The sequence below is a fragment of the Ureibacillus aquaedulcis genome (assembly GCF_030418165.1).
GTDB lineage: Bacteria > Bacillota > Bacilli > Bacillales_A > Planococcaceae > Ureibacillus > Ureibacillus aquaedulcis.
The window spans coordinates 37,454-51,013 of record NZ_JAUHTQ010000015.1 but is presented as its reverse complement, the minus strand read 5'-3'; the positions used below and the strand labels follow the sequence as shown (position 1 = coordinate 51,013).

The 13,560-nt window shown below is 38.3% G+C and carries 13 protein-coding genes; 7 read left to right on the top strand and 6 right to left on the bottom strand.

Going from position 1 to position 13,560, the window contains the following annotated elements; all coding sequences use genetic code 11:
• Positions 1 to 50: 50 nt before the first annotated feature.
• Both QYB95_RS15960 and QYB95_RS15955 read right to left on the bottom strand, forming a co-directional pair.
• Positions 51 to 647 (bottom strand): beta-class carbonic anhydrase, encoded by a 597-nt coding sequence (locus QYB95_RS15960; protein WP_301139370.1) that lies wholly within the window; start codon positions 645 to 647, stop codon positions 51 to 53.
• A 93-nt stretch (positions 648 to 740) separates the two neighbouring features.
• On the bottom strand, positions 741 to 881 hold the full coding sequence (locus QYB95_RS15955; RefSeq protein ID WP_301139369.1) for a hypothetical protein: 141 nt from the start codon (positions 879 to 881) through the stop codon (positions 741 to 743).
• A gap of 350 nt (positions 882 to 1,231) precedes the next feature.
• On the opposite strand from QYB95_RS15955, the gene motA reads away from it, so the two are divergent.
• From motA to QYB95_RS15935, 4 genes are all read left to right on the top strand, one after another.
• Positions 1,232 to 2,035: a flagellar motor stator protein MotA gene (gene motA / locus QYB95_RS15950; protein ID WP_301139368.1), complete on the top strand. Its 804-nt coding sequence runs from the start codon at positions 1,232 to 1,234 to the stop codon at positions 2,033 to 2,035.
• Positions 2,019 to 2,780: a flagellar motor protein MotB gene (gene motB, locus QYB95_RS15945; RefSeq protein WP_301139367.1), complete on the top strand. Its 762-nt coding sequence runs from the start codon at positions 2,019 to 2,021 to the stop codon at positions 2,778 to 2,780. The genes motA and motB overlap by 17 nt, the downstream gene beginning before the upstream one ends.
• A gap of 1,076 nt (positions 2,781 to 3,856) precedes the next feature.
• The gene (locus tag QYB95_RS15940) at positions 3,857 to 4,945 is read left to right on the top strand and encodes a PfkB family carbohydrate kinase (protein WP_301139366.1); all 1,089 of its coding nucleotides are present in this window, start codon (positions 3,857 to 3,859) and stop codon (positions 4,943 to 4,945) included.
• 1 nt (position 4,946) lies between these two features.
• Entirely contained in the window at positions 4,947 to 5,861 is a 915-nt protein-coding gene (locus QYB95_RS15935) for a pseudouridine-5'-phosphate glycosidase (protein WP_301139365.1), read from the top strand.
• A gap of 69 nt (positions 5,862 to 5,930) precedes the next feature.
• Here the strand turns inward: QYB95_RS15935 and QYB95_RS15930 are convergent, their stop codons facing one another.
• Positions 5,931 to 6,152: a DUF1128 domain-containing protein gene (locus QYB95_RS15930; RefSeq protein WP_107935234.1), complete on the bottom strand. Its 222-nt coding sequence runs from the start codon at positions 6,150 to 6,152 to the stop codon at positions 5,931 to 5,933.
• 169 nt (positions 6,153 to 6,321) lie between these two features.
• On the opposite strand from QYB95_RS15930, the gene QYB95_RS15925 reads away from it, so the two are divergent.
• Positions 6,322 to 6,651: a YtxH domain-containing protein gene (locus QYB95_RS15925; protein ID WP_301139364.1), complete on the top strand. Its 330-nt coding sequence runs from the start codon at positions 6,322 to 6,324 to the stop codon at positions 6,649 to 6,651.
• Between the two features lie 26 nt (positions 6,652 to 6,677).
• Entirely contained in the window at positions 6,678 to 7,604 is a 927-nt protein-coding gene (locus QYB95_RS15920; protein WP_301139363.1) for a YihY/virulence factor BrkB family protein, read from the top strand.
• 111 nt (positions 7,605 to 7,715) lie between these two features.
• Here QYB95_RS15920 and QYB95_RS15915 read toward each other — a convergent pair whose 3' ends face one another.
• From QYB95_RS15915 to QYB95_RS15905, 3 genes are all read right to left on the bottom strand, one after another.
• Complete coding sequence (locus QYB95_RS15915) at positions 7,716 to 9,614, bottom strand: heavy metal translocating P-type ATPase (protein WP_301139362.1); 1,899 nt, start codon at positions 9,612 to 9,614, stop codon at positions 7,716 to 7,718.
• 312 nt (positions 9,615 to 9,926) lie between these two features.
• Entirely contained in the window at positions 9,927 to 11,477 is a 1,551-nt protein-coding gene (locus tag QYB95_RS15910) for a fumarate hydratase (RefSeq protein ID WP_301139361.1), read from the bottom strand.
• Between the two features lie 159 nt (positions 11,478 to 11,636).
• Positions 11,637 to 11,840 (bottom strand): SE1561 family protein, encoded by a 204-nt coding sequence (locus tag QYB95_RS15905; RefSeq protein ID WP_301139360.1) that lies wholly within the window; start codon positions 11,838 to 11,840, stop codon positions 11,637 to 11,639.
• A 500-nt stretch (positions 11,841 to 12,340) separates the two neighbouring features.
• Here QYB95_RS15905 and QYB95_RS15900 point away from each other — a divergent pair, with 500 nt between their 5' ends.
• Positions 12,341 to 13,519, top strand: a complete 1,179-nt coding sequence (locus QYB95_RS15900; protein ID WP_301139359.1) for an MFS transporter — start codon at positions 12,341 to 12,343, stop codon at positions 13,517 to 13,519.
• Positions 13,520 to 13,560 lie beyond the last annotated feature (41 nt).

Here is a 13,560-nt window from a genome sequence, read left to right as displayed (position 1 = left end):
TTTGCCCAGCAATTGCATTTTTTTAGGATAGCCCTTTTTATGTTTGGATTTTATACCGTAGCTTCAGTACTATTATCTTTTAAGTAGGAATTTCCATCAGCCAGTAATTCCAGTTTACCTGTGTTCGGATCGATGACAAGTCCATGGACAGGTGTCATTTTTGGCATCAATGGATGATTGCGGATCAGGTCAACGCTTTTTAACACACTTTGCGAAACATCCCCGAAACCTCGAAGCCATTCAACTAAATCAAAGCCTGAGTACTTAACGGTATTAATGATATCGTCATTGATTCCACGTTCCGACATATGTCCGATCATTACATCCGGATCAACGGCGCTCATACCACAATCATGGTGCCCAATAACAAATACTTCGTCAGCTTTCAATTCATAGACAGCTACTAAGATACTTCTCATAATCGATCCAAATGGATGGCTCACTTGGGCCCCTGCATTTTTAACAATTTTCACATCGCCATTACGCATATTCATCGCTTTAGGAAGCAATTCAACCAGACGAGTATCCATGCAAGTCAAGATTACTGATTTTTTATCAGGAAACTTGGATGTGATGTAAGACTCGTATTGTTTGGATTCTACAAAAGATTCATTAAAGCTTAGAATTTCATTTAAAGAGGATTTCATTCTTCTACAACTCCTATTCTTCATTCATACAAAATCATTATAAACGAAAAAAGCCAGCAAAACTCGTTTGAGAGTTTTGCCGACTTAATATTTTTAGAATTTTTCAGTTGGTTTTGGATCGATTCGTACTGAAGATTTAGAATCTAATCCAACACGTAAATAGTGAATGAACATTGCCATCGAAATCATTAACACAACGAAAAAGCCAGTTACAGTTGAGATAAACATACCCATAGTTGAAAGACTCCTTTCTAAATTAACAATCGTCATTGAAACTTATTATACTATATATCTATAAGGAATTGGTAGGAGAAACGAAAAATTCTCCTGCCAATTTCATGTAAGCACTATATAAGCGTGCCTGTTCATAAAATTTATGAGCAGAATTATTAAATTGCTCTAAAAGTGGAAAATCCTGTTTGAGATTTCAAACCTTGGATCATCATTTTGAGGTATATTTAATTGGAAAGTTTGAAGAATTTTTGAAATATATTTAACTTGTTTCAATCATTCTGTCATATAACTGTAAAAAAAATAGATTCTTTGTCGAAAAAAAGAGTAGTAGAAGATTTGGAGGAACATATATGGATATATCAACGCTAGTCGGGATCATACTCGGAATTATTGCTGTTTTTGTCGGAATGGTTGTAAAAGGTGCAAGCTTAAGTATCTTAATTAACCCTGCAGCCTTTTTAATAATAATTGTCGGAACTATCGCCTCGATTGCTGTGGCGTTTCCAATGAGTGAGTTAAAAAGAGTACCTAAGTTATTCAAAATTCTTTTCACTGAGCAAAAGCTTACAAATGAAGTTGAAATAATTAAAATGTTTTCCCAGTGGGCAGATTTAGCTCGACGTGAAGGGTTGTTGGCACTTGAAAGCAAAGCCAGTGAAGTAGAAGATCCTTTCTTGAAGAACGGGTTAACTTTGGCGGTCGATGGTCAAAATGCAGACTATATTCGAGATGTGCTGACAGAAGAAGTGGAAGCACTGGAAGAGAGACATGCAAGTGGTGCGCTAATTTTCTCTCAAGCAGGTACATATGCGCCAACCTTAGGGGTACTTGGTGCGGTAGTTGGTTTAATGGCGGCTTTAGGGGATATGAATGATATCGATAAATTGGGACATGCCATTACGGGTGCATTCGTTGCAACATTACTCGGTATTTTTACGGGTTATGTACTATGGAACCCTTTTGCAAATAAGCTGAAACGCAAATCAGCGGAAGAAGTAAAACAAAAGAGTTTAATGATTGAAGGAATTTTATCGGTTTTAGAAGGTGAAGCCCCTCGCGTCATTGAACAAAAGCTAGCATCTTATCTACCAACGGAGGAACGCCGTAAAATCACAGACGAAAGTGGGGCGGGTGGTAATGGCAAAGAAAGCTAAAAAGAAAAAGCATGATGAGCATGTTGATGAATCATGGCTGTTGCCATATTCAGACTTAATGACATTACTGCTGGCCCTGTTTATTGTGTTATTTGCCTCCAGTTCAATCGATCAAGAGAAACTTACCAAGATGTCAAATGTGTTTAACGAGATTTTGGATGGCGGGACGGGCATTATGGACCATACGTCGGTAATTGAAAAACCAAATACTATAGTAGATGGGGTCTCCGAGGAGGAGGCGGCATATCTTCAAGATCAAAGAGAGCTGCAGGAAATTCAAGAACGATTAGATAACTTTATTGCGGTCAATGAATTAGAGAGCACATTCGCAACAAAAATGACCGATGAGGGATTACTAATCACAATTCGGGACAGTATCTTATTCGATCCAGGGAAGGCAGATGTAAAGCAGGATTATGCCGCTATTGCCGATGAATTATCGAAAATACTGCAATTAGACCCAGCAAGACATATTGTCGTAACAGGACATACAGACAATGTTCCACAAAACACGGCAGAATTCAGTTCAAACTGGGAATTGTCTGTAATGCGTGCAGTTAACCTGATGAAGATGATTATTGACAATAATCCCGAGCTTGATCCAAAATACTTCAGTGCAAAGGGTTACGGTGAATTCAATCCTATCGCCTCAAACGACACTGCAGAAGGACGAACTCAAAACCGCCGTGTAGAAGTTCTTATACAGCAATTAGTAGAAGAAGACGGCAGTAAAGTAAATGAATAAAACAACATGACCCAAAGACTCGGAAGTATTATCTTTCGGGTTTTTTTGTTGATAAAGGAGAACGCAACCTAAGAAATCGGTACGCATATTTGTCTATGAGCGGCGTTCTAAATAAGGTTCATTCAATAAAAATTTGTCTCTGAGCGGGGTTCTAATGGACAAGTATGGTTCATTCAATAAAAATTTGTCTCTGAGCGGGGTTCTAATGGACAAGTATGGTTCATTCAATAAAAATTTGTCTAAGAGCAAGGTTCTATTGGACAACTATATATCATTTTATAAAAATCTGTCTATGAACCTGGTCTTAATGGACAAATATGGCTCATTCAATAAAAATTTTTCTGTGAGTAAGGTTCTATTGGACAACTATGATTCATTTTATAAAAATCTGTCTATGAGCCTGGTTCTATTGGACAAGTATGGTTCATTCAATAAAAATTTGTCTCTGAACGAGGTTCTAACGGACAAGTTATGGTTCATTCAATAAAAATTTGTCTCTGAGTGGGGGTGTAATGGACAGATATGGCTCATTCAATAAAAATTTGTCTCTGAACGGGGTTCTAATGGACAAATATGGCTCATTCAATAAAAATCTGTCTATGAGCCTGGTTCTATTAGACAAATATGGCTCATTCAATAAAAATTTGTCTCTGAACGGGGTTCTAATGGACAAATATGGCTCATTCAATAAAAATCTGTCTATGAGCCTGGTTCTATTAGACAAATATGGCTCATTCAATAAAAATCTGTCTATGAGCCTGGTTGTATTAGACAAATATGGTTCATTCAATAAAAATTTGTCTCTGAACGGGGTTCTAATGGACAAATATGGTTCATTCAATAAAAATTTGTCTCTGAGCAAGTTTCTATTGGTCAACTATGGTTCATTCAATAAAAACTATTCTCACAGAGGATTGTGCTCAAAAAATATTCCCCATTGATAAAAATTGCCCGGAACGCATGTAAAACACAAATACCTCGTCGCCACCAAGATAATTTTACATATTTCCTTTGACGAAAATTAAACAAAAGTTTATACTTATAAACAAATGTTTATGAATCGAGGTGGAATGTTGGTGAATGAAAAAGAGCAGCTCGTTCTTCAAACCATTAAGAACAACCCTTTTTTATCGCAACAGGAAATGGCAGAAGCCTTGAATATGTCACGTCCGGCTCTTGCCAATCTAATTTCCGGGCTTACTAAAAAAGGCGAGATTATCGGACGCGCCTATGTACTGCCTGATAGAAATTCAATTATTGCCATTGGTGGAGCAAATGTAGACCGTAAGTTTCATCTTGATGGACACGTACAATATGGAACATCCAACCCAGCTACCGTTACAGAAAGTGTGGGGGGAGTTGCCAGAAATATTGCGGAAAATCTAGGACGCTATGGTAATGAAGTGAAGCTTATTACACTCTTGGGGCAAGATCAGGGCGCCAAGTTCATTGAAAAAGAAAGTCAGGCGTTTATGAGTCTTGATTATGCCGAAGTACTGCCTGATGTCAAAACAGGTTCGTACAGTGCAGTATTGGATGCCAACGGGGAATTAGTACTTGCTATGGCAGACATGTCAATATATGATTCCATGCTGCCAACTGTTATACAGAGACATGATGCGCTTTTAAGTAATGCTAAATGTATAATTGTTGACTTAAACTGTCCAAAGGAGACAGTGGTTTACTTGCAAAACCTAGCCTGTACAAGAGGAGTGCCACTTGCAATAATTCCGGTATCTGCGCCGAAGATTAAAAATATGCCTGAAGATTTAGTCGGAGTAACCTACTTCATCTGTAATCGAGATGAGGCGGAGGCGTATCTCAATATCCGGATATTGAATGACCAAGATTATTCTATGGCAGTTAAAATGCTGCTGGAAAAAGGGGCAAGCAATGTCATCTTGACTCTGGGCGATAAAGGGGCCATGGTTGGTAATGTAGAAGGCGTATTTTATTTTAAGGCAGAAAAAACTAAAGAAATTATTGATGTAACGGGTGCAGGAGATGCTTTTGTCGGCGGCTTTTTGCATGGCATCCTAAACGGAGAATCCTTTATGGGTGCAGTAGAATTTGGTCAAGATAATGCAAGGAAAACCTTGCAGTCGGACAAAACCGTCAGACAAAATATAACAGCTGATGAATTAAACAATTGGAGGAACAACTAACATGGAAAAATACCTATCGTATTCACAAGAAGTTTTGGAAGCAAAGGAAAAGGGGTTACCGATTGTAGCGCTTGAGTCTACAATTATCTCACACGGTATGCCTTATCCTCAAAATGTTCAAACAGCAAGAGAAGTGGAACAAATTATCCGAGACAATGGGGCAGTGCCGGCAACGATTGCAATTATCGGTGGAAAAATTAAAATCGGCTTAACGGATGAAGAGCTTGAAATGTTCGGAAATGCTGATAATGTTGCAAAAACTTCACGTCGCGACCTAGGTTATTTACTGGCAACGAAAAAACTTGGAGCTACTACTGTAGCAGCAACAATGATTGCCGCGGAGCTTGCTGGAATCGAATTATTTGTAACTGGTGGTATTGGAGGGGTTCATAGAGGGGCGGAAACGACTATGGATATTTCTGCTGACTTAGAAGAGTTATCTCAAACAAATGTGGCCGTTGTATGTGCCGGGGCAAAATCGATTCTGGATATCGGCTTGACACTTGAGTATCTTGAAACGAAAGGTGTACCGGTTGTAGGATTTGGGACGGATATGTTGCCGGCATTCTATACTAGGGAGAGTGAATTCACTGTTAACATCCGCCTAGATTCTGCAGAAGAAGTGGCAGATATGATGAGAGCTAAATGGGATCTGGGTTTGAAAGGTGGATCTGTGATTGCAAATCCAATTCCAAAAGAAGAAGCCCTGGATGCAGGTTTTATCAACGGAATTATTGAAAAAGCATTAGTGGAAGCGGAAGAAAAAGGCATTAAAGGGAAAGATGTAACACCATTCCTGCTTGGCAAGGTGAAAGAACTAACAGAAGGAAAATCTTTGGAGTCAAATATTGCCCTTGTTAAAAATAACGCAAGAGTTGGCGCTGCAATCGCAGTAGCTTTAAACCAAAATAAATAAAAACGAATAACAGTTCTCCAATAAAAAAAGCTTCCACGCTGGAAAGAATTCCAGCGTCGGAAACTTTTTTTATTTTCGTAATGTGCCAAGCTCGGAAACAATGGCTTGCATTTCACTTGGACTAAATGTGTTGCGTTTCATAACCATTTCGTAAAGATACAATATATCTTCGTAATGTTCATCCGTGAAATGTTCTGATTTCATAGCGTCAACATTTACCATGCGCAGTTTTTCTTTAATTTGCTCAATCATATAAAACACATTTTCTTTTGATGGTTTAGTTAAATCCATCTTGTCCCCACCTTTCAGGAGTCTCCATATAATCATTCCATTCAATGCCCTTCTTTGTCAATAACAATTGGTTAACTTTAAAAAGGATTATATTTCTAATACAATGGGTAATGTAAAGGAAATATTACCATAAAATTAGAGTTTTGATTTTGTACAGGAGGTAAGAATTATGAATGAAAGTAAATTGGTGAAATCAATTGTAGCGGGTGCCATTGTCGGTGCGATTGTTAGTATGTTTGACCGTAAAACGAGAGAACATACTATAGAAGCAACAAAAAAAGCGAAGGATCAAGTCGTTTATTATGCGAAAAATCGAGAGGAACTACAACAAATGATTGAACAAAAAGTAGAGGCAGCACAAAAAATATATGTGAATACTTCAGAAAATATTAATGCAATTGCAAGCAAACTTGAAGAAACGAAAAAGTTTCCTGAACGTGTTCCAAATAGCTATAAAGAATCAAAGAGCGAGATCATTTTACCTGAAAATTTGAACTAAGTGGACCGAGGGGGAGTGGGCAAATTGTGAGTGTAGAGAAAAAAACGCATGATGATAATGTATTATCCATAGCTAAATCCTTTGTAGACCCGGATGAGTCCAAAATTGATGTAACAACGACAAAAGGCTTTTTCCAGGATTTGATTGTACGGATGAAAGACGTTGATATTTCGGGTATGGGAGCTCAATTAGCTTACTTCTTCTTGTTATCATTCTTTCCTTTGTTAATATTTATCGTAACATTACTGCCCTATCTAAATGTGGACCAAGACTATGTATTTGACTTCATCCAAACGATGGTTCCGACAGAAGTCTTTTTATTGACGCAAGGAACCTTAACGGAAATATTAACTACCCAAAATGGCGGTGGGTTGCTATCTATAGGGATTTTGGGAACTATCTGGTCTGCATCAAGAGGCGTAAATGCACTAATCAAAACCCTAAATGGAGCATATGAAACTGAGCCAAAGTCCGGGTTGATTAATCGAGGAATGTCACTGGTATTTACCATTGCCCTTGTTGCCGTAATTTTGATTGTTTTGTTCATCTCCATATTCGGCCATCAGTTTGCCTATAATTTGTTTGATTTTTTAGGGGTTGAAGAGACCTTCGCAAGATTTTGGGAAATGATAAGATGGATTCTTCCACCAGCATTAATCTTCGTCGTTTTAAGCTTAATGTACTGGATTATTCCAAACACGGACCCAAGGCTGCGTGTATTGAGTACTTTACCAGGTGCAATTTTTTCCACAGTCGCTTGGGTGGCACTAATTTACGGATTTTCTATCTATGTCAATAATTTCGGAAATTACGCTTCAACGTATGGAAGTATTGCTGGGGTAATCATCCTGATGCTGTGGCTATACTTTACAGGAATGATCCTCATTTTTGGAGGGTTATTAAATGCAACCATGCATAAAAGAAGCTTAGTAAAAAAGGGTTATAAAGAATAAGAATGCAAAGAGCTTTCGCGGTTAAATGCAAAAGCTCTTTTTTACTATCTTTAAAGTTTTCTTCTTCATAAATATAACGAGGTGCCTCATGAGTGTGGGCACCTCGAAACTTTATGATTTTAACATACGCAAGCCATTTAAAATAACTAAAATAGTACTTCCTTCATGGCCGATGACACCAAATGGCAGATCGACAATTTGCAGAAAGTTGGAAATGATTAATAGGGCTATAACGGCAATGGAGAAGATAATATTTTGCTTAACAATTCTTTGCATTTTCTTGGATAGAGAAACGGCATAGGCAATTTTTGATAAATCGTTTTTCATCAGGACTATATCAGCTGTCTCAAGAGCAACATCCGTACCGCCCCCCATGGCAATCCCGACAGTTGCGGTAGCCAGGGCAGGGGCATCATTAATTCCATCGCCGACCATGCCGATATTTCGATATTTTGCCAAGTATCCTTTCACATGATTTACTTTGGTTTCAGGCAAACATTCAGCGATGTATTCATCTACACCAGCTTCTGCTGCAATCGTTTTGGCGGTTTTCTTATTATCGCCTGTAAGCATAGTGACGTGGATGCCAAGCTCTTTTAATAACTTCACGGCTTGTTTTGCTTCATCGCGTACTATATCTTTCAGGGCAACAAGTGCTGCAATGCCTTCTTGATCCTTTAGGAAAATCACTGTTTTTCCTTCCCCTGAAAGCTTTTTTGCTGCATGATCGGCAAATTGCACAGCCTCATCCTTTCCTACAAAATCTGGCTTTCCGACTAGGTAAGTTGAGTCTTGAATGTTGGCTTTTAATCCCCAGCCTGGTATATCTTCAATTTCGACACCTTGAGTTGGATGAATATTTTGTTCTTTTGCATATTTAGCAATTGCTTGAGCCAATGGATGATTGGACTGAGCTTCAATTGACGCCAATGTTGCAATGGTTTCGTGTTCATTTAAAGAATCTCTGACAATTACATCCGTCACCACGGGTGTTCCGGCAGTTAGAGTACCTGTTTTGTCCAAGGCTAGTAATTTTAGAACACTTAAATGCTCTAAATGTACGCCACCTTTGAAGAGAATCCCATTTTTAGCACCATTTGAGATTGCTGCTAAAGTTGCCGGCATGATTGAAGCCACTAACGCACATGGGGACGCCACTACCAATAAAACCATCGCTCTGTAGAAAGTTGTTGTATAGTCCCATCCAAATAGAAAGTAGGGAAGGAATAACATTAACATTACCGCTAATAGAACAAATTTTACGTAAGTCCCCTCAAAGCGTTCAATAAATTGCTGGGAAGGGGATTTTTCGCTTTGAGCCGATTGTACAAGCGTAATAATCTTTTGGAACAGTGATTCTGATTTAGGTTTGGTCATGTTGACTGTTATTGTCCCGTTTAAATTAACTGTCCCGGCATAGACTTCTTCTCCCATTGTTTTTGATACAGGTATGGACTCGCCGCTAATGGCTGATTCATCAATCGATGAAGTGCCTTTAAAGATATGCCCATCAACCGGAATTCTTTCACCCGGTTTAATTAATACATGGTCACCAACTTTTAATGAGGATACCACTACTTTAATTGGTTCAAATCCACCTCGTACCAACCAAGCCTCTTCGGGTTGCAAGTTCATTAAGGAAGAGATTTCACGATGACTTTTATTCATGGCATAGGTTTCAAGAGCCCCACTTAGTGCAAAGATAAAGATAAGGATGGCTCCTTCAGTCCAGTAGCCAATAATGACTGAACCAATTGCTGCCAGGATCATCAACAATTCAACATTTAAATTTTTATTTTCAATTGTATCCAAAATACCTTCTTTTGCTTTTGCATAACCACCTATGAAAAAGGCAGTTAGATAAGCGATAACAGCGGCTGTGGACAAGCCAGTGGATTCCATTCGCCAGGCAAGTAATATAATAAGGCCTGATGCAAGAGCAGCAATCAGCTCACCATGTTCCTTTATTTTCTCAATTAGATGAATATTTTCTCGTTTAGAATCTCCCATATAAGCCTCCTTTTGATAATGAATATCACTATCGATATCGAAATGAATTAAGTTGTGATAACGGTTTTCAATTACAGGACAATTTATATATATTAATTATTATTTTATAATGATTATAATATAAGGTGCGTGAATTGTAAATTGAATCTATTCCTTTTATGTAAAAGGTGAATAAAGTGTTATTTAGTGGAGGGTATAAATACTTATTTGGGGAAATAAAAAACTTGCAAGAATCAAGGATCCCTGCAAGTTAAAATTGTATTTAGTTTAACGGATGGTCGGAGCTGGATGAGCTCCTTCCGCCTTTTTTATTTAGAAAACTCGTTCTGCAAATTGAGCAAGTTTTTCTAATGATGATTTCTCAACATCAGCGTGTAAAGAGTTGCCATGTGAGTCCATTGTTACTACTGCAGTGAAGCCTTCAACATTTAAATGCCACATTGCTTCAGGAATACCGAACTCTTGCAAGTCAACGCCATCCACACTCTTGATGCAATCGGCATAGTATTGGGCAGCTCCACCGATTGCATTTAAGTAAACGCCACCGTGTTCTTGCAGCGCAGCAAGAGTTTTAGGACCCATACCACCTTTACCGATTACAGCGCGAATACCGAATTTTTTCATGATGTCGCCTTGATACGGCTCCTCACGAATAGAAGTAGTTGGCCCGGCAGCTTTTACTGTCCAGTTGCCTTCTTCGTCTTTTGCCATTACAGGACCACAGTGATAGATCACTTGTCCATTTAAATCTACTGGTGCATCGTGGCTCATTAAGTGATGGTGGATTGCGTCACGGCCAGTATACATACGGCCATTGATTTTTACAACGTCACCAACTTTTAGTTCACGAATTTGTTCTTCTGTGATAGGAGCAGTCAATTCAACCACTTTGTTTTCTGATTGTTCTTCTGTTTTTGGCTCATCACGGAAAGTGATTTTTTCACCTTCTTGGTAATGCCAGTTTGTAATTTCACCTGAAGTTGCATCGATATCGATCGCCATGCGACGGTAAGCCCAGCAGTTATACGCTACAGAAACGTAGAATGAAGCCGGAATGCGGTGCATAACGCCAATTTTGCAGCCAAGTAAAGTTGCTTCACCACCGAAGCCCATTGTACCGATACCAAATGTATTCGCTTTCTCAACGATGTACTCTTCCAGTTTCGCTAAATCTTCATTTGGGTTTACGTCATCAACGTGACGGAATAATTGCTCTTTCGCTAGATCGTAGCCTGAAGAGCGGTCTCCACCAATACCTACGCCGATGAATCCAGCAGAACAGCCTTGTCCTTGTGATTGCCATACAGAGTGTAAAATACATTTACGGATACCATCCAAGTCACGACCAGCACGGCCAAGACCTTCTAATTCACAAGGTAGGCTGTATTGGATATTCTTGTTTTCACAGCCGCCGCCTTTAAGAATTAATTTTACTTCGATGTAATCTTTTTCCCACTGTTCAAATTTCACAACTGGAAGACCATCACCCAAGTTATCCCCGCTGTTTTTCCCAGTCAATGAATCAACCGAGTTTGGACGTAATTTTGCATCTTGTGTTGCTTGTACAACTGCATTTTTAATGGCAGCTTTGATTTCCAGTTGGTTGACGCCAACAGGAGTTTTTACTTTAAAAGTTGGTAGTCCAGTATCTTGGCAGATTGGTGATACATTGTCCTCTGCCATTACGATATTATTTGCGATTGTGTCTAAGCTCATTGCTGCACGAGTACCGGCGTTTTCTGCATCCTTTGCTTTTTTAATCGCACGACGAACATCTTTCGGCAAGTTCGTTGAAGTTTCGCTGACTAAGTCATAAAGACTTTTCTCTAGTGTCTGTAGATAAGAAGTTGCAACTTGAGACATGGATATTCCCCCCAGAATATTTTAATTTCCACAATTATTATACCTTTTTCATTTCATGAAAAAAAGAGTCATAGAAATTTAACGACAAAATAGGCGTAATTTTTAGTGGGACAGAAATAATTAAGAAAGAGATGCCACCTAGTTAGTGACATCTCTTTTTTATTGCTCATCTTTTGTAAATTCGTTGCGGTTATTGAACTGCTCCATTTTATCTTCAACATCATCAAGCATTTGAATCAGTCTGTCGATATCTTCAATATCCGCAGTTTCCGGATCGATGGCATCCAATACCTCAACAAAAATTTGAAGACGTTCTTTTAAATAATTCACTTGTTTGTTTTTATCTGTAATAGAGTTCGACATAATTCCACCTCTTTCATCATGACCATCATAGCGGATTTATAAAGAGAGTTCAAATAAAATAAAAAATTGTTGTGGATAGGACAAACGGTTCATTTGTAAAAATCACTATTCTGAATATTTACAAAATTAAAACAATGTGATAAATTAAAACTATCAAATCGAAGGGGGATGGTCGAAAAAATGATGCTCACTCTACAAAAAAGAAGGAGGGAGTTTAAACAAGTTTTCGGCTATCATGAAAAGCCGTTATAATGTTTATGCAAGCAAATATGGAGGAAATCGAACTGTAAACCCTGGCGTCCAACAATGGTTGAGATGCTGGGGTTTTTACATTTGAAAAAAGAAAGTTCAAACTCTCATTTCAGCATAAATGCAACTAAGTCCAATCGCTAGAGGGCATTTCGCTAAGCCAAGTTTTCTTTGCAAAATATTGGAGCTATTTTCAAATTATTATGATAACATAATACGGTATTCGAAGTGTTTTAAGTTGGAGGACATACATGATAGCAACGAATAATTATGAAAAAAGAAGATTTTGGACATTAATCATCATTGTTTCAATTTCAGGATTTTCGCAAGGGATGTTATTGCCCCTTATATCGGTTATTTTTGAAAATGACGGGGTTTCGTCTACACTGAATGGTCTAAATGCGACGGGATTATACATAGGTACATTATTGATTTCACCATTTATTGAACAACCTTTAAGGAGATTCGGCTATAAACCGATCATTATAGTTGGAGGAGCGATTGTTTTTATTTCACTTTTATTGTTCCCTTTTTGGCAAAATGTCATGTTTTGGTTTATACTGCGTTTGCTTATAGGGATTGGGGATCACTGTCTCCATTTTGCCACTCAAACATGGTTAACAACTTCTGCAACGGAAGGAAACTTAGGTAAAAGCATGTCCATTTATGGACTGTCATTTGGCGTAGGTTTTGCTGTGGGACCATTGATGGTAAATTTGGTCAAGATTTCGGAAACATTGCCGTTTATCGTATCTTCAGTTCTTTGTTTAATTGCTTGGTCGTTTGTATTCTTTATTCAAAATGAAAAGCCGGAAGTGTTGAAAGGGGATAGTACGGAAAATAATACTTTCAGACGCTATAAGTTATCCTTTAAGTATGCATGGGTAGCCTTCTTGCCGCCATTTGTTTATGGCGTGCTGGAGACATCATTAAATGCTTTGTTTCCGGTATATGCCCTTCGCAAGGAGTTTGATGTATCGATGGTTTCGGTTATTCTCGCTGCTTTTTCGATAGGTGCTATTATAACCCAGATTCCAATCGGAGTAATCGGCGATAAAATTGGCAGAAGGAAAGTAATATTAATCGGCATTTTAAGTGGTGCAATATTATTCGCTCTTGGAAGTCAATTGGAGCATTCCGAAATATTGGTAATGTGTACTTTCTTGGTGTCTGGAATGTTCCTGGGATCGCTGTTTTCCCTTGGGATTACATATATGGCGGATTTAACGCCGAAAGAATTATTGCCTACAGGAAACCTGCTTTGTGGAATCTTCTTTAGTCTTGGAAGTTTAACTGGTCCGTTCATTGGAGGGCTTTACTTACAATTAGTAGACACTGTAAGCTTCTTGTTGTTTATTTCGATAATGCTATTTATCATTTATTTCATCGTTCTTCTATTCGGCAAAAAAGAAAAACCAGCGTTCAACTAAAAAAGAGGTAGGGATTAACATGTCCCTACCTCTTTTTGATT